Consider the following 19,105-nt stretch of genomic DNA (forward strand, 5'->3'; position numbering starts at 1 on the left):
AGAAATACGCGAAACGGGGTTGTTCTATCTTTAAATTTAATTACGCAACAAAGCCTCTATTAGTACCGGATTTAACCTATAGAGGGGATATTATAAAAACTTACAACTCAAACCTTGGTTACACCGTCCTAATCGGACCCGATTAATGACTTCTTATCTTTTAGTTAAGGGATCAGACCGCTATTTTTAACTTATCATCCAGAGTCAAAAGTAATGATTGTATTTCTCGAAAAGACATGGTCTCTTGCTTTAAAATTTGTGTTGCGACCGCATCAAGCATAGGACGTTTAGTAGTAAGCTTCTTCTCGATTCTTTCTTGCGCGTTTTCTAACCATGACAACAATGCGGATTCCGCTTTATTGGATAATTCACTATGGCCGATGGCCTGTAGGCGTTGAATGTTTACTGAGCCAATCGTCGGCTCCAAACCAGAGACATAAATAGCTTGTACACACAGTTTTGTCGCTTCATCAATATCATTAGACGCTCCACCGCCAACATTATTTTCATCTCCAAAAAATAGCTTTTCCGCTGCTCTACCGGCAAGAATAACCTCCAATTGCTTTTTCACGTCCTCAGTAGTCAAACTCAGGTTGTCTCCCACCTGGTCAGCCACGACAAACCCTAAGGCCTTTCCTCTGGGCTTAATTGAAACTTGCTTTATTCTTCTCTCAGGAAATAGCCAGTGGATCGCAAGTAGATGCCCCGCTTCATGATATGCCGTTCGGGTTCTGTCTTCATTACTAGTTTTTACCTGCATATTTTGCTTGCCAAATACAACGCGATTAACAGCCTCATGAATGATCAAAGAGTTAACCGCCGTCTTAGACGATACTGCCGAGTAAACGGATTCTTTTATCACTTGATGAAGTTCAGCTCCTGATAACCCACCGGTCATTTGTGCAAAATCATCGCGCATTTCAAGTGCCAGATTCATACCTTTGCCACAAAAAAACCGGTCAAAATAGAGTCCACGCTCTGTCTCGTTGGGGCAACGTATATTGATTACTTCGTCTATGCGCCCGGGCCTAATGAGAGCACTGTCTAGAAGGTCTACATTATTGGTAGCCGCAATGACAAACACAGGATCATCCCCAGAGTCAAAACCGTCAATCTCAGTCAACAGTGTATTAATATTCAACACACCTGACCCGACGTTCTGTGCTGATGCAGAACGTCGGCATGGGGCAATAGAATCGATTTCATCAATAAACACTATCGAAGGGGAGTACTTTCTCGCCGTAACAAATAACTTCCTAATATTTTTTGCGGTTTCACCATATGAACTTGATACTAACTGAGCAGCGCTCATAGAAAAGAAAGGTAATTTGCACTCACCAGCAAGGGCTTTAGCAAGCATTGTTTTTCCATTCCCAGGAGAACCAGAAAAGACGTAGCCTTTAGGTGGTTTAATACCAAATGGCTTGAGTTCATCAGAAGATTTTACCCATTTAATTGCTCGTCTAAGTTGGGATTTTTCAGCATCTAAACCAATGACATCATCAAATGACATGTTTGGAATTTCGAGGTTAAATAAAGAATCCTTTCCAAGGTCTACACGATCAATTTTTTGCTTGTACCCAATACGCCTAAACACAACCTCAACTGTATCTCCGTTGCGAACAACTTCGGAATTATACTGTACGACTTCACCTCGACGCTTGAGTCGGAGTAAAACTCGCTCTGACATGATCCTGTGAAGAATTGTGTTTGTTACTTGTTCAAGCCCTCTTGTTAAAGATGAGCCTTCTAGATAAAAATGCTGGCGTGTGATATGTCGTAATTGTGAGTTTTTCTGCCCTAAGCTTGATTTTTCTGGCTTTACATCAATTGAGTCCAGCGTGCCTTCAGCATTGTCGCTCACGATATAATGACTATATTTATCATTTGAAGGGTATGAGTAGTCACTAATATCGCTATGACGACCAGAAGTTCGCAAAGAAGGTAAATGGCCTACTGCGACTTTTGCCTGATGCGTATCCAAACTGTAACTAAACACAATTAAATCACTATAGATGCTGCTTAATTTTTCGGCAAATACATTCGAATCATCTTTGGATAATGCATGGACATTAACAAGTAATGCATCAAAGCCCGCATTATCAATACGACTTTCCAGTGCTTCAATCGAAGAAAAGTGTGTAATTTGGCATAGAGAATCATCTAGATGAAATTCACTGAAGAGTCTATCTGAACTATCCAATACGGCGATGTTCAAGATCTGGCCATCATTGGCATTTTCAGCTAGCTTAACTGAAATTTTAATCTTTTGGCTGTCCACATCAAGTTGCGTAATAGCACGATTAATAAGATCAGCCTTTACCATTGCAACTGCCGCTTGCACGCTCCGAGGAGCCATCTTTGCGCCTAGTGTTTCCAGAAGAAAACCCGCAAATTCTTCTGGGAATGTAAAAGAAATGTCTTGATGAGATACCGCCTCAAAATCTAGGTGTTGCTTCGTTATATCGATCAAGTGGTTAACTTTCACTTCTTCAAAAATGACTGCATTACCTTTCATTAAGCGGTTAACAAACTCCGGAGACATTTGGCTAACATTATCCCCTGAATCTTCACGCAAAAGTTCGAATGGGCATACATCTTCTACCCGCATATTTTTCGTTATTAGATCAGCTCCGAGGTTGGTCGTAAAAACACACACACATTGAGAAAAGTCGACCGTTTCTTGAGTCGTGTTGTCCTTCGCTTTACCATCACTAAGCACAGACAACAGCGATTGCAATACGACTGGGTGGGCTTTTTCAATCTCGTCAAAGATCAGAACTTGTCTCGGTTGAGCTTTCACACATGAAGTTAATACGCCCATACTCGGTGAGGTATACTGAATACCTACACCAAATAATCTCATCGCATCTTTTCTATTCGTATAACTTTCCATGTTAAATGTATTGTACTCATAACCCGCTTCAGCAACTTGGCACAAAGAGACTGAGAGTTCCTCCGCCAACATAGTTTTGCCAACTCCAGATGGGCCCATAAAGGTAAAAATATTTCTTGGCCCTTTTGGTACATCGATTAAACTCGACATCAAGCCTTTTGATATCTCATTTATGGCCTTATGCTGGCCTTTTACCGTCTTGGTTAAAGATTCTTCAATCTGATTTATGTGCCTTGCGCCGCTTATCAATTGATTGGTTTTACGGTTGCTTGAAAGAAAATGATTCACGTCTGCATGGCTCAATTCACTCATACTTTCTAGCCAAACGACAACGTCAAAAAAACCATCCTCACAAGCACCCGCAAATGACCGCTTAATAAATTCATCGGATGTGAGTTTTGATGTTTTTCGTTTTGCTTCAGCATACCAACCCGGTGAATCTTCCCGCGAAAGAACCGTAGCTTTGTTCGCGAGTAATTCTCTAAGATGATAAATTGATTGTTCGAATCGGATCGAATACTGAGGAACACCGAAATAATTGGCTAGCCTTTGCATGCTGTCTGAATGCCCAAGAATAGCAGCTAATACGACCTTTGGATCAAAGTCTAAATCGCCATCCAATACATCAAACTGGTCCGTGGACAAAGTTGACATACGCTCTGCGACAGTTAAATAGGTTAATTCATCAAAAAACTGCTTACCTGATTGGTCAATACGGCTGTAGTTACCAGTGTATGAAAACATTTTATCCCCCCGACTTTCACTCATTGATTTTCTATATAAAGATTCAAAAAAACTCAGCTCAATATTACTGCTACTGCGTATCACCGCTTCATTCTTATAAACTCTTAATAATTCACTCTTCACTTTCTCTGAAAATTTTTTCGTGTCATACCCATTACGGCTATGCCTTTCTAATACAGAGTCTAAGTAACTAATTCCGCCCATCTCTTTAATGATGGAAAGAAATTTCCTATGATCATAGATAGAACAAATATGCAATTCATACCCAAACATGGCATCATTTTTCTGTCGCAACTCATAGCTTAATAACTTTGTTGATAATCCACTCCTCTTTGAGTAATCATCAACTAACATTATTATTATGGGTATGAAACACCACTCATTTTGAAGAACTTCTTTGACTATATGCATATCTCCAAAATAGATTTGTTCTTTTTCTAAAAAGGCATGAACAATAGTTTCATACTTCATAATAACCTCTAATTATTTGGCGACTTTCTATTGTTCAAACTTTACCGCTTTAAACTGACACTTTTCGTCTGAATCACTTGGTTTGGGCTAGCTTAGAAAATAGAGATATCATCTGCATTTTTTCGTAGCGGTGAGTAGTGCTATAACTGCCACCAACAAACCTAGTTAACCGCAGGTACGCTCTTAGCCAATATCAAGCTCCCTCTCACTACATGGTTTCTTGCAATATTCCTTTACAAAGAGGACTGCAAAAGCCTCACTTGATTCAGCATACTGTCGGTATTTCTCAATTAATTTCTTTTCCATACGATACCTAGCCTTCTGATATTTTTATTTCATGGTTTATGATTTTTTATCAAAGTCAGTGGTAATCAGGTTATTTTTTTAAAAATTAAAAACCACTTCTCACCAAAAATAAAACTCATCACTCCTGATTTTCTTTATGTTTACCAACTAACGCAAGCAATCTATCTCTTCCTAAAATAGCAAGTAACAAAGCAATAATCCCCACACTACATAAATATCCAGCTGAAAAGCAAACCAATTTCAATTGTGTACTTGTTTCTAAATCTTGAAAAAAACCAATTGATACAATGCCAAAATAACTCACCACAATAGACATTGCGACAATAATGAACACTGTGAGAATACATAGGTGGGTTCTATACCCTAAACTCATATTAAACACCTCGAATTAATATTAAACACAATAATTAGTTAGGTAGAAGAACCGTAGTAATTTCCACCTAATTAATATAAGAAGATAATTTGACAAACTTCGTCCACTGTTAAAATAAAACCACTAGTTGTTAGTCCGAAAAAGATAGAACACCCTCTTGATGTCCACTCAGAGAGTGACAACTCGTTGTTGCTCAGCAATCACCGCCGCCATTTTCAGTGTTGTCACTTCCTACGAATCTCGTACTTTTTCTGGCTAAGCCCTTAACTTCTGCAACAGTGAAATTTCCGATTGAACAGCTTTCACTGAATAAATTCTGTTAGCTTTCTTTATCCAGATTAACTTAGTATTCTTTTATATATTCGTAATAGATCGAAATTAACATGAACCCATAGACAACCACTGTTATTCCTGCGACTGGAAGATAAAAATAAAACCCGAATAGCACGCCAGGTAAATCCATTCTATTAAAAAAAAGAATTACATGTGTAAAGAAATGATAGCTAAGAATCAATGGGAAAATGAAAAAGCATGATATATACCTTAACAAAGTATTAAGTAAACCATTAAAAATATGACATAATAAATTTAAAACCGCACATAATACTAAAACACACAATAGAAGTAACACAAATTCAGTTAAGAACTTGAAAACACTTAGTATATATAGGTAAACCTTACCTGCCTCTGTATTTAATAGAAAGTTATTAGCCATTTCAATACCCCCATAATAAAATAGGGATAAATAGACAACTGACAACACTAAAATTATAGTCCAAGACACATTACCCAACCATTCTAATACTTCTTCCATACCATATTCCTTCAGTAATTCTTAATATTATTTGGCTATTTATCAGTTGATCTTTAATGTGCACCTTCAAGGCAGATGGGCGGTTAACCCAACGGGTGCGATATCTTCTTTTAAAAACCGAATATTAAGGGAAATAGGCTCTCAAGAGAGTGTTGATACCTTTAAGGCGAACAGGTGATTAATCTGTCGGGTATCTCACCTTCTCCTAAGAACCGAATATTAAGGATGAAATCGGCTCTCAAGAGAGTGTCGATACCTTTAAGGCGAACAGGTGGTTAATCTGTAGGGTATCCCACCTTCTCCTAAGAACCGAATATTAAGGATGAAATCGGCTCTCAAGAGAGTGTTGATACCTTCAAGGCGAACAGGTGGTTAATCTGTCGGGTATCTCACCTTCTCCTAAGAGCCGAATATTAAGGATGAAATCGGCTCTCAAAAAACTTGTTTGGCTAAAATGTCTTGACTCTCACACCACAACTTATGTTCTAGAACAATTGAGGTGACTCATTCCCAATGGCTTTAATATCACGCAAAAAGCGCTCATATACTTGTTCTTCATTGTTAAACGTTATTATGGTCTTTTTTCGTCTTGACTCCATAAGTTGAATGTATCAATTCCAATAGACACTTTTTATCTATTACTGAAGAAAATCGAACTAAGCACCTACGCAGAGCTGAATTTAGAGGAAAGGCTAAGCCTACTTCTGGAAAGTGAAATTTTGAATCGCAATCAGACAAAAATCCAACGCTTAAAACGACAAGCCAAACTGAGAGTGGATGCTCAACCGAGCCAACTCATCTACAAGGAGGGACGAAATTTCAATCGCTAACAGATGAGCGAACTTCTAACGGGCAGTTATCTACATAAGCACCAGAACATCTTGACCACAGGCCCAACAGGTGCTGGTGAAACGTATGTTGGCTGTGCACTGACAACCAGTGCCTGCGACCAACAACACACGGTCAGATACTACCGATTAACTCGCCTGCTTGATGACCTGACCGCAGGTAGCCTGGATGGTAGCTATCAGAAGCAACTACAATCGTTGGCTAAGAAAGCTCTACTAATCCTCGACGACTGGGGGGATGGAAAAACTGACTCAAGAGCATGCTGGTCACTTGTTAGAAGTGCTTGAAGACCGTTACCAAAACAGCAGCACAATCGTCATCAGCCAGTTACCTGTAAAGGAGTGGTACAACATGATCGGCAACGCCACTGTTGCAGACGCTCAAATGGATCGCGTAGTTCACAATAGTCATCGATTAGAACTGGGAGGTGAATCAATGAGAAAACTGGCGCAATCCGATCACTTAGAGTAAAAATAAGAAGAGAGAAAAACGGCAGGATCAAGTGATCGGAATAAACCGAAACAGCCGATCGAAATCACCGAAATACGAATACTTACCTAGCACATAGAGTTTTGATAACTGAAATAATACAATTTGGCTTGGACATTTTTTGTCTAAATGGAATACAGATTACACTCAAAAAATAGCCACCTTTACCATGAAAGTGGCTATGTATTAGAAGCAGAAAAGACTTTTACATTTTTTAGTCTTATTCGTATGGATCCTCTCCATTAATCAGGAATTTATAAACGCCTTCATTGTCTTCATTTATTGCAATATAATTAATTATTCTTTCCAATTCTAATGGAAAATCTTCGAGTTCGATATTTTTGTATGTAGCTTCACAAGTGTAACTGCTACCCGTAGGGCAATCAAAACTAACATATTTGCATTCGTAACAGTCCTCGTTGCATATAAGGTTTTCTCTATCAATATAAGGCTGAAAGTCATCCATGGTCATTTTGTGCAAATCAATCGTATTCCGGGGGTTATCAACAAAAACAATCTCTTGACCTATGTACTCTTCCTCTAAGCATTCTTCTAGTCTTTCTTCTAATGAGTCGACCTCAACTTCAATTGAACACGCTAACTCGTGTAATGTGTATGTGGTTTTTTCCTTGAATAAATCAGAGTTTTTGTCACCTATGAATATTCCTATAACGTGCCTTAATGATGTTTCGACACAATCACAACGATTATCACTACGAATTCGTTTTGATAAAATCTTGTATAGATTCGATATGGTTGATTCCATATTCTGGGTGATATTATTTCTAATCGTTTCTTGTGTAAGGCTTAATGATAACTCAAGCCTAGTGTTTTGCTTTACTTCTTTCAGACGTATCGCTTCTTTTGATTGGGCTTCACCCTTTTTATTTAGAGTATCATTACCAATATCTTCAAGATGTTTATAAGGGATTTCATCTAAACCAATACGAGAGCAAAATATAGTCAATGCATCTTTATCATCGGGGTCTTGTTGGTCATGATTTAAAATGAATCTAGTTAAATCATTATTTAGAATCTCGTCTACCCTGCGTGATGACAAATCTAACTTTTTATTCAGTCTTAATAATGAATTTCCAGTTAAAGACTCTATAAACTCTTCTGATGAACTCTCTTTAATAAAAATGATGTCAGAGGTGATTTTTTCTTTAAGTTCTTTTATTACCGTCGGTATTTTTCGGGCAACCACTGTTCCTTTTGCTGTAGGTGCCCAGTCAATGAATATCTTTGCCAATGACATTTGGAAAAGTTCATGTGCTGTCAGCTTCTCCATACTGATATTAAATCGGGAGCTTGCGGATTTTCTTACAAGCTTTTCTTCTGCCTTGGATAACAAGCCAACTTTTAGGTAAATGTTATCTAAAAACTCATACTCCCCCCATACGGGATGTTGAGCATCAACTGCTGGCTCTGCATTTATTGTAGGTAGTTGTTTGCTAATTGCTTCCATCTGAGCTTTTAGTGCCTCTACTTCCTTGCGAAGCACCTCATTTTCTTGGCGCAGCTCTGTCTCAACTTTAGATGCAATGACAGGTACTTCAGCAAACATATCCATCTGCTCACCAGCTAAAACCATAGGTTCCTTAGTGTTACTCATTGGCGCCGATTCCGTGGGCTTCAACTCTTTTACGCTTTTTAGCTCGATACGTCCATCACGTACCCAGTTGATTCCAATCGCAATGACCGGTTTATCGTGCTGTAAGTACTTTGCATATGCGGCCAATTGTTCGCAATGGTGCTCAAATTTTTCTTGAGACATATTTGCGTCAGTTTTGTGGTCGATAATGATCAATCCATCGGGTGTTTCAATCAAACAGTCGATAATTCCACTGAGTACCGAACCTTGCTCAGTCTTCGCCAAAAATGGAACTTCTGATTGAAAACGGATAGCGTGCATTTTAGATTCAAATTTCTGCTTAAATACACTCACTTGCTTGACTATCTCGCTACACAATTGCGTATTTTCAGCTAGCTCAGGAAGTTTCTTCCATAGGCGTTGTTCAAAGTCTGTTTTTGCCAGAAGCACCTGATAACATAGGTGAAGCCAAGTTCCAACGTGATTTGCTGCATGGCCTTGCTTACCGACAACTAAATCAAGTTCAACTAACGCTTCTAATTCGAGTGTTAATTGATAGGTAAAACGATCCAAGGTATCCGAAACCAACTGCGGGTTGCTATTAGTGATTGTTGATGGGTTGATTTCAGCCTTAATGCTCTCAGCCTGATTCGCATCACTTTCAACATTTACTTTGTAAGGTTTCACCACATCCGTACTGGTGTGTTGACTCTCATTCTCTGTTGGCTCATCTGCAATTACAGCTTTAGTGATTTCTGCTTCTGAATAATCAAGATCTCTAATTAACGCCATCATCGTATTGTTTTTTTCTGGCTGATCAAACCAAGGGAGAATTATTTGCTCACGGGCACGGGTCAACGCCACGTAACAAAGATTTTTGAGATCATCTGCTTTTTCATCAGCTAGTTTGTCATCAAATTTTTCAACCGTTTTAGGATGCGCAAATTGTGGGATGATTTCAATCCAGGCATCGTCAAGCATTGACTTATCTAACTGATTGTTCTCATGAGCATTATTGCTATCGTATCGAATCTTAGTTTCAGGGTATCGAATCTTTTGTACTTCTTCGAGTTTCGCAACCACCACCACCGGCCATTCAAGTCCTTTTGAGCCATGCCATGTCACTAGATTCACCGCATTGAGACTATCATTATCAACACAAGGATACGCAGTGAACTCTTTTTTATTAACAGTTAACCATGTCAAAAAGCTCGAAAGGCTGCGCCCATAAATACCTTGGGCACTGAGCGTTTCCGTGTTTAATTGTTCAAACTCTTCAGCAAGGCCGACCATTTTCAATACATTAGCGCTGCGCTGCTTTTCACGCTCAGCACCTAGATTATCTGGTGATAAGAGGGATAAACTCTCAATACATTGCGAGACTTGCTCGCTAACTGAGCATAGTGGTAACTTTTCTCGATGCCTTTCAAGTTTAGTTAAAATCTCTGATTGAAATTTATGCTTGTCTTCTTCACTCGCGACAATATCTTGCAACGCTTTTTCAAGACTAGCCTCATTAGAGTGTACTTTAAGGCTGAGCTTTGCTTCGTTATCATTTGGGTTAGCTAAAAAGCTTAAACCACTCCACAAATAGCGAATTTCAGGCGTAGTGAGCCAGTTGTCTTTATCTGTGTCTATTTTCTCTGGGTTTTTACGCCGTACAAGCAGACCACGCTTGGTTAGCGCAGTAGAATATTTATCCAGATGCTTATTTGTGCGCGCTAAAATCGCAATATCATTAGGGCGGATCGGCCGTTTCTGCTTAGTGTGTCTGTCGGTGATCTCTGTCTGATCTTTAAGTAATTGATCAATATGCTCTGCTATCACATCTGGGCTCTGGGCATCAAATATTTTAGGGCTTAATTCACCTTTTTGGGTTTGCCATTCATTAGTATCAAACTCTATTCGATGAATGGCGGATAAATCAGAGGTTAAGTTAGCTTGTGGAGTCAATGATTGATAATCATCACCGTACAGGTGAGCGCCTAACTGATTGACGAACCCCATCACCTTATCACTACTGCGCCAGTTATTGGTTAACTCTACCGAATCATTAGGGTGTTGTTCTAAAAGTGACTGAAACAGATAGCTGTCAGAACCTTGAAAACCCATAATAGATTGCTTGATATCACCCACAACAAGCGTGTTTATTCCCGCCCTAGAAAGCTTCCATAATAAAGAGAACTGTTGTGGGTTGGTGTCTTGGAATTCATCAATGATCAAACAATCGTAGTTGGCCTTAACCTCTTTAAGCCATTCTTCATCAGCTAGTAAAGCGTTAGGTTGACTCACCATGTCTGAGTAATCTATCAAGCTGCTGTCTGATTTCAATGTTTGATATTGAGTCAGCGCTTCAACGATACCTTGAATAAGCATTGTCGTTGTTTTGATTGCCGAATTTAAAGGGCCTTTATGGTATACAAGTTTATCCGCTGCAGACCAAACATCCACCCCTAGTTGTCCATCGAGTTCGTCTTTGGGTTCGCCGGTTTTTTTGTCCCAAATGTTCGGGGCTTCAATCCACCCCAAGTCAACCCACAAAGACCAATCATGAGCGACTCTTTCCTTGGATGTTTGATATAGAGCATCAACAAATTTTCTAGACGCTGGATTAGTCCCCCATTTATCCCGAAGCTCCTTTTTTTTGTATTTGCTTGTGATTTTGGCTACAGCATCATACAACCCTTTATTTAGGGTCACTTCTTTAAATGACTGGGCTTGATAAATATTTTCGAGAGAGCATTTGATTTTCTGCTGTAAACTATCCACTCGACTCTTATCACTTAGGTTAGCCAACATCTTCAATAGTGGGACGATCTCTTTGATATGCTTTTTCAATACTTCAGCACTGTTCAGTTGCCTTTCTTCTGTGCTGCAAAAATAGCCTTTATATCCGTGAGCTTTTAACTCGCCATACATTTCTTCGATAAGAGCGACATCTTTAAGGGCTAGGCTAACCAATACGTCCTGTTCTTTATCTGACAGCTGTTGAGGCTTGGCTGAAATACCCTGTTCATAACAAAAACGTTCAATTAATCCCAGACCAAAGCTATGAATGGTCGATATTTGTGATTGCTCAATACGATCAGCCTCTTCAAATAAGCGTTGTTCTACCAAAGCCTGTTTGATTCGCTGTTTCATCTCTTGTGCACCCGCTTCGGTAAATGTTACCGCTAGGATTCTATCGGGTTGAACATGACCTTGCTCAATCCATTCAACCAACGTTTTTTGAATGTGAAAGGTTTTACCTGCACCTGCGCCGGCTTTAATTAGAGTCAATGGCTTGAAAGGTGTCGTTAAGTTATTTTGCATTGGTCGCCTCGCCTAATTTTGCTACAGATAAAACTTGAAATGCGCGAACTAAAGGGTTGTCGTTCAACACATATTTCATGAGACTTATTCCTCTTTTATCCCACTCTTTTGTATCACCCGCTTGATTCAACATCACTTTCCCTTCGCGTAACTTCGCGAGACGCTCAGCAACTGTGTCTTCAGCCATTTTGGTCGGTGATTGGATTGGATTTTTAGGAGGAACAACCGAGACTGAACCTGGTTTATTTTCAATATCTTTATCGGAGACGATCTCAGAATCTTTCGTTGAGTAATAACCACTCACATATTCAACGTTAGCATCAACGTTAATTTGCTTTATCATTTCGGTATAAAGCTTGGTTTGCAGATCAAAACCTTGATTGATGCAATTTATTAGTTCTTTTGAGGCACGGGTTTTGTAATCAAGAATCAAACGCTGGTTATTCTTTTTAAACACCGCATCGACAGTGCCTTTTATTGGAATGCCAAAATACTTTCCGGTTAGCTTTTGCTCTTGCATGTCACTTGACCAACCTGCGTTATCACACCACTCCACCAAGTTATTCAATGTGATTTCAGTTTCACTTTTTAACGCTTTTTTATCTAATCGCCAACGCGCTTGGTCCAGGAATGGAGCTTCTTTTTCGATAGCATGATTAAAGAGAATATCAAAATCGGTAAAGGTCCCTTTAAAGTGGTGCTCAAACACACAGTGTACGACTAGCCCTTTAACTCGAGCATCTAGCGTCGCTACTTCCCACGGTTGAGGGATGATGTGCTGCTTTTTTAACAGCCAAGCAAGTGGCGATAGCATCATGTCATTTAGACTACTTGGTGATTCTGGTTTCTGATTTCCATCTTTATCGGTATGTAGCGCCAACAGATTCACTCCTAAGTCCAACTCACTGCTTTGTTCTATCGAAGAAGACGCATCAGTACAGGCAACCCCTGATTCATAACTAAGGAAAGGAACATTTTGTGGGCAACGCTTGATGGGTAAGACTAAATCATCAGGTTCAATGCTCCCCTCTGATTGCAGCAAAATCGCTAACTCTTGTAGGGCATAACTGGGTAACAAACGTTCACTGGAAAATGTCTGCTCTGAAAGACTAATATGCACACCGCTTTTAGTTTTATTAAATAGCCTTTTAAAATTGTTAATGAATTCGCTGTCTTTAAGTAACGGAGATAGTAGATCAAACGTAACCGTGCCATTGACTGCACTTTGCTTACTCTCGATGAAAGTTGTTTCAATCGACTTTGCAAGCGCACGCCATTGGTCAATTTGGAATACACCAGGAATAGAAGGCGTTGCTTGATAAGATCCTTGGTTGAATCCGAGAATAAAGAGGTGTTCTACTGGCTTTAATAAAGTGTCTTGCTCTGTTAGCAACAAGACGCTGTCAACAAGCCAATGTTCACTAGAGTCGCTTGAAATCGTAGTTGGTTGAAGATGCCTAGCCACACTCAATAATGCTGATTCTTCACTTTCATCTGTAATGATGTCTCGAATTTCATCGAGCTGTTTTTTAAATGATGTGAGACTATTTGATCCTTTCTTCTGCCTAAGTGACTTAGCGATATTATCGAGCCATGATGTCAACGTACTGTGTTCAGCCCATGGCGAGAACAACAGATTAAGCAGTACAACTTGTTTTTCTGTTTTATTGTCTGAAGTCTCTAAATGCTTTAGAAATTCACTCGGCTCTTTTTTGTAACTTCTAAACTTGGATTGCCCATAAGACAAAGACCAAGGCATCAATGGGTTAACGAGGACACTGGCGTATTGCAAAGGGTCAACTAACTTTTCCGACTGTTTTTTGATGACATAGAGTGCGATAAGCTCTTTTAACAATTGCAAATCCCATTGGTATTCGTTTGAAGGCTTATTCAGACTAGAAAAACGAATACCAGCCTTTGACAGTAAATTATGAAGTAAACCTAAATGAGGGCTCTGTTTAGGAAGAACGATGGCAATGTCGGCCAGTGCAACTGGAGTTGTGTATAATAGCGTTTGCAAACGACTGACCAACGTCTGGCATTCTTCCCACGCATCACGAGCGCTGATAATCGAAAGTTCATTATCTAAAGAGATCGATAATGGGGTTTTATCTGCACTGAACAAACCTAGAGCCAACGCCCCTAGTGACGAATTACAAGGCTGTGAATCGTAGATCTCATCAACCATTGCTTGAAGCGCCGTATGTTCTGTGTCCGAAGTTGGACACAGCGAAATATTTTTATTCAAACACTCAACAGCTTGTTGAAGCCAAACTGGCAAAGACATACTTTTCGGAATTATAATTTCGAATGATTCAAGCGGCTCACAAGTATCAAGTAGGTCAAACCACTGTTTAGCAAATGCCTGCTCTGCCGGTCGCAAGTCATGCATCTCCTGACTTAATGCAATCAAATCTTGCCAATAGTTTTTTACACGTGTTGGTGCGTCCAAACAGGAAAAATCTTCGAACTGTTGTGACAGTGGGAGGTTTGCAAAAACGTGTTTTATGGAAGCAGATAGTTCATGCAGCGTTGTCGATTCATCGGTAATTAAGCTTTTATACCAAAATGAATTACTCAGTTTATAAGCGGCACGTTTAAGACTCTCATCAAATTTTGCTGTTGCTTGATCAAAATCAAACTCCAATAACCAAAGTTCTGCTATTTGCTCAAACAAAGACAAGCTCGTGCCAACTTTTACATTTACTTTATTTTCATTGGCTAACAATGCCCTACATTGACGGCTACTTATTGCATCTGGCATTAAAATAAAATACATAATCATTCAACCATAAATAATACATAGGTTAATACTAACATTAAAAAATTATTATTTAGACTAACAGTGATAGGTAGAAACAACCTTTTACAATTTAAATTAGGAAACTCACCCACATGTTATAATAAGATTTCAACCACAAAAAAACTTATTAAAAATCCAGACATTGGGAATTATAAAACAAAAATTCGCTCCCTACCTGTTGATAAACGCTCAACAACCACCTTAGAACCAATTTTTTTTCGACTTTCTTTAGTCTCTAGAATAAATTTTTCTCCATCATGCATGGTGACTAGGTATTCATAATGCTCAACTCTTTTCTTGCTCATAGAATGACCACCACTACCTCCTATCAACGCACCACCAACCGTAGCGATAGATTTTCCCGTTCCACCCCCTAGCTGATTCCCCAATACCCCACCAGCGATTGCACCACCCAAGGTAGCAATTGAATTACTTTCTGATATGTATACGATTTTTTCGCGCATAATCGTACCTGTTCTTTTTTCTAGTACCGTAACAGGATTACTTGTACACCCAACAATTAGAGATAATGATAGTATTACCATGACAATATTTTTAATAAAACTCATTTAAAAGTGTCCATTAAAATAATTATACAAACATGAAATATAGTCCAGACATGAAGCATTTATTAGCACCTATCTTCATAAGGTAAGCTATCACTAACTTCATATAGTGAGCAGTTAAACTGACGACCACCTTTGCTGGCAAATAAATTAAACTTCACCTTATCGTACACAGCATATACATTATCGATGGAAACAAAACCAAAGCTATTATATTTTGAATCGTAAGAATTATTCCGATTATCTCCCAAAACAAATATCTGTCCATCTGGCACAGACCATGTGAGTTTCTTGTTCATATATTCAGGTTTGTTTTTCATGTACTGCACGTAATATTCGACAGCATCCAAGCGCTCTTTTACAAAAATAAAATCCTCATTTTCACTAGCAACACCTTGGTAAATCGGTTTCTGGTTAATATAAAGATGACCTTTATTAAACTCTACAATATCACCAGGTAGACCGATTACACGCTTACCGAATTTCTCTGTATCAGTGCTATTCGCAGTATGCTTAAACCCTACGACATCTCCTCTTGTAGGTTGGTATGCCCCATTTTTTATTCTGTTTACTTTAATATAAGAATCCCCCTTTATGGATGGGGCCATGCTTAAGCCTTTACCTCGCGAAACTGAATCACCAAAAATAACGGATATTAAAAGTATCAACGACCAAAACTTTATTGAAGTAATATTTAAAAGCATTTTATAAAAATCAACTCTCATGAAATCCCTTTAAATATTCTAGGTAACGACCATAGGATAAACATAGTGATGTAATAAAAGCGTTGGAAACATACGAACACCCATACACTGTAAGCACTTTAAACACACTGTCTACCAGAGAATCAGTGCCAGAAAACACTCCAACATATAACGATTGAGTGAAATACAATGCTACGAAAAAAAATGACAATGCAAAAGCAAGGCACCCATACTCTTCATAATCGAAACGTGCTAAATCCATAACACCACCACATAATAAAAAATGATAGGAACAATCGTAATTCTAACGAACATATTAAGCGGGCGAAATAAAACACAAAACTTACTATAATCAGACTCAAAGTCTATTTTAAGATAGCGTCTATGCAATTCCTTGGCGAAACATTTTTTTATAAATCTCATTTTATAACCTATTAAAGTTAACTATACCCGATACTAACGATTAATTTATAATCACTTACTCTGTATCGATAAAATCACAAATAGAATCTCCATATTTAATTGACATTAAATCCACTATTTTATGCTTAATTAACACCAGTTCTACCAACTGCTCCAAAACATCGTTAGATTGGATAGGCATTGAATTCAAATCTGATAAAAAATGGGCTGGTCTAACGTTTTTAATAGTCTCATTGTTTGCAAAAACAATTGCTACTACCGGCAATTCCTGATTAGAGTTAACCTCAAATACAAATGACATTCTTCCCAAAGAATTGAGCTCTTTTGTCAGAAATACTTTGTATTCATCGATTCTATTTAGCCATGATAAATTTATTTCTCTTTGCTTATTCCTCTGAGTACTAGCCCATTGACTCACTTGTTTAGTCGCCTTGCTCATAACGTAGTTAACAGCACTGGAAACTAATCCGAGATACAAAGTGCCTTGGTGGAAAAAATTTATCTTGGCTTTATCATATTGACAAACATAAGTGTCTGGCACTTTATCGATGACCATTGGTTGCTTTAATTTGTCGTTGAGTTGGCTTGCTTTTTCGTCCCACGAGTGATTTTCCATGTAACTTTGCCATTCCCAATGCACAACGTCGTAACTCAGCAAGTCCGGCCAATCTGAAAATGTGTCCATCTCATATGAGAGTTCACCCATTGAAATATAATCATCACCTTTCCCGCGGAAATACTGCAGTTCTGTCAACAAATCATTTCGCGTTTCTAGGGAGGAGCCCCACCATAGTTCATTGCGTATTTCGTCATTATCCTCACCTAAATATCCAGGCAGGTAATGTTCGTAGACTTCCTGCTCGGTTTGGAATTGAGTCTTAGTCATTCTATTTCTCTTTATGTTTTCAATAACAATGAATATAGATTTTTACTTATTTGGAACAGATGTATTTATCCGCTGATTCGATCATTCACTTAGCGATAAGATGCTGACATCACTTTCATGAGTTCCAACGTCAAATACGTATCATTCAATGCACGATGATAAGGTAAGTCGGCTTTAACTCGCTCGTGATCGATAGCAGCTGAAAGTTTGTGCCACTTGTATGACTTATATTGGTTATTCCACTCACCACGATAGCGAGCGTATTCCTTCATCACGCAATGAAAATCGGCTTCAATTGGAGGTAACCCTAAATTCGAGCAGGCAATATTGATAACCTTTTGATCAAAATCTGAGTTGTAGGCTGCGATGGGCTTTCCTTGAAGTAATCGTTTTACCTGCGGATAAACATCCTCCCAAGAATTGGCATCAGCAAGCATCTCATTCGTGATGCCAGTCATCATTGAAGCCTTTTCAGACATTGGCTGTTTCGGCTTGATCAGGCTATCAAACAAAATCTCTCCGCTGCTGTCTACAATCGATAGCTCAACGATTTCCGGGTTGTCTAAGCCTGTAGTTTCAGTATCTAAGACAAGGCATTCGCTTTCTAACATTCGTAGAGAGTGACAATGGTCTTCGATTGGTTGTTCGTTTTCATCTGATTTTGCTCGCCTCTTATCAGGCATATCGAATACAGAATAAGTATTTGCGGCTTTTTTAAGGTCATTAATAACCCTGTCTCGAATATGCAAAGGTGACACGATCTCTACATTACTGGCATTGGTAACTAACCACTTTCTAAAATCTAGGCAGTCATGTGCCACCGCATTCACTACGTAGTGATTTTCATCTTCGAATTCGACGGTTTGACATTTGCTGAGTTGATACTCATCAACAAATTTATGTGTGCCTGAGTGATTTTTTTTAAATTTTAAGGTGACCTTGCATTCAGAGCCGCCATTAAAAAATTTACCAGCATCAGAAGACAAGTAATCATCTAATGAGAAGTCCTTGTTCGCTCCCATCGCGAAGCTACTATTGGTGTGGATTTGCGTATCACTCATGCGATGTAGAGCATAAGTTCGATGCATACCAGTCATTACCTTTTCCGTTACCCCTGATTTATAACGCTCATAACCGACCAAGTAAAAAACCTTTCCGTACACAAATAAACCATAAGGGTCGACATGGCGGGTCGCGTTAGCGTAATCGAAAGAGATCGGAGAGCGACGGTCAAGCGCCGATTCGACATCTTTCAATACCGACTCCTGCATGTCAGGGATCACCACTTCATACCCAGCATCTTTAATTGTATACAAGCTTTTTAGTTTGTTAGATTTGCTTTGCGATACCAAAGGATAAAGGCTTCTCAGGCTCTCTTCACTACCAGGTAGAATTTTATGTTTGAGACTATCAGCGGCTAAAGTGAGGACAGAAACTGTTTCACTTAAACTTGGATTAAAAGGCAATTCTGTCCCGGCTTTGATTTTGTATCGAGCTTTTGAGGCAGTCCCATGGCATTCAATAATATTAGATTTCCCTTCAGGGGCATCACCGAGTTCTCCATGATATCTATAGATACCTTCAAGGATTCGTTCTGCCCATTTAAAGTCACCTGCCTGATCTGACGTTTCGCGATAATAGAAAGACTGCTCCTTTGCATCTTCCAAAAACTCTCGGGGAGTCAAACCCTCTTTTCGTTTTGTTAATAGGTTTAGACAGTGCTGGTAGCTGTAGTAATCGCCGAACGCTTTAGTTGACATAGCCAAGTCCTTAGTTGTTAGTTTCGCTGCTCTCTGGCAAGTGATTGTTAGTAAAACATGTTAAGTAGACAAAATTTGTCTCTATCAGTATTTTGTTCATATCAACTAAACCTTG

General features: G+C 39.0%; 8 protein-coding genes and 2 pseudogenes. 2 read left to right on the plus strand and 8 right to left on the minus strand.

From position 1 onward, the window contains the following. Positions 1-172: 172 nt before the first annotated feature. On the minus strand, positions 173-4,111 hold the full coding sequence (locus ACED41_RS07970) for an AAA family ATPase (RefSeq protein WP_371724745.1): 3,939 nt from the start codon (positions 4,109-4,111) through the stop codon (positions 173-175). 138 nt (positions 4,112-4,249) lie between these two features. Here ACED41_RS07970 and ACED41_RS07975 point away from each other — a divergent pair. Beyond that, positions 4,250-4,345 (plus strand): annotated as a pseudogene (locus ACED41_RS07975) (IS1595 family transposase); the annotation flags it as partial. Between the two features lie 190 nt (positions 4,346-4,535). Here the strand turns inward: ACED41_RS07975 and ACED41_RS07980 are convergent. After that, positions 4,536-4,790, minus strand: coding sequence for a hypothetical protein (locus ACED41_RS07980; protein WP_371724746.1), 255 nt, complete (start codon positions 4,788-4,790; stop codon positions 4,536-4,538). A 1,467-nt stretch (positions 4,791-6,257) separates the two neighbouring features. On the opposite strand from ACED41_RS07980, the pseudogene istB reads away from it, so the two are divergent. Further along, a pseudogene (gene istB, locus ACED41_RS07985) lies at positions 6,258-6,924 on the plus strand (IS21-like element helper ATPase IstB); the annotation flags it as partial. A gap of 238 nt (positions 6,925-7,162) precedes the next feature. Here the strand turns inward: istB and ACED41_RS07990 are convergent. The 6 genes from ACED41_RS07990 to ACED41_RS08015 form a co-directional block, all read right to left on the minus strand. Next, on the minus strand, positions 7,163-11,848 hold the full coding sequence (locus ACED41_RS07990; protein ID WP_371724747.1) for a UvrD-helicase domain-containing protein: 4,686 nt from the start codon (positions 11,846-11,848) through the stop codon (positions 7,163-7,165). After that, positions 11,838-14,627 carry a PD-(D/E)XK nuclease family protein gene (locus ACED41_RS07995; protein WP_371724748.1) on the minus strand — a complete coding sequence of 930 codons (2,790 nt, stop codon included), beginning with the start codon at positions 14,625-14,627 and terminating at the stop codon, positions 11,838-11,840. Before ACED41_RS07995 ends, ACED41_RS07990 begins: the two co-directional genes overlap by 11 nt. Before the next feature lie 173 nt (positions 14,628-14,800). Next, positions 14,801-15,220: a glycine zipper 2TM domain-containing protein gene (locus ACED41_RS08000; protein ID WP_371724749.1), complete on the minus strand. Its 420-nt coding sequence runs from the start codon at positions 15,218-15,220 to the stop codon at positions 14,801-14,803. A gap of 62 nt (positions 15,221-15,282) precedes the next feature. Then, entirely contained in the window at positions 15,283-15,942 is a 660-nt protein-coding gene (gene lepB / locus ACED41_RS08005) for a signal peptidase I (RefSeq protein ID WP_371724750.1), read from the minus strand. Between the two features lie 457 nt (positions 15,943-16,399). Beyond that, the gene (locus ACED41_RS08010) at positions 16,400-17,230 is read right to left on the minus strand and encodes a hypothetical protein (protein WP_371724751.1); all 831 of its coding nucleotides are present in this window, start codon (positions 17,228-17,230) and stop codon (positions 16,400-16,402) included. Between the two features lie 89 nt (positions 17,231-17,319). Continuing rightward, positions 17,320-18,990, minus strand: a complete 1,671-nt coding sequence (locus ACED41_RS08015; RefSeq protein WP_371724752.1) for a WYL domain-containing protein — start codon at positions 18,988-18,990, stop codon at positions 17,320-17,322. Positions 18,991-19,105: the final 115 nt, after the last annotated feature.

Source organism: Vibrio sp. 1F255, assembly GCF_041439145.1.
GTDB classification, from domain to species: Bacteria; Pseudomonadota; Gammaproteobacteria; order Enterobacterales; family Vibrionaceae; genus Vibrio; species Vibrio crassostreae_C.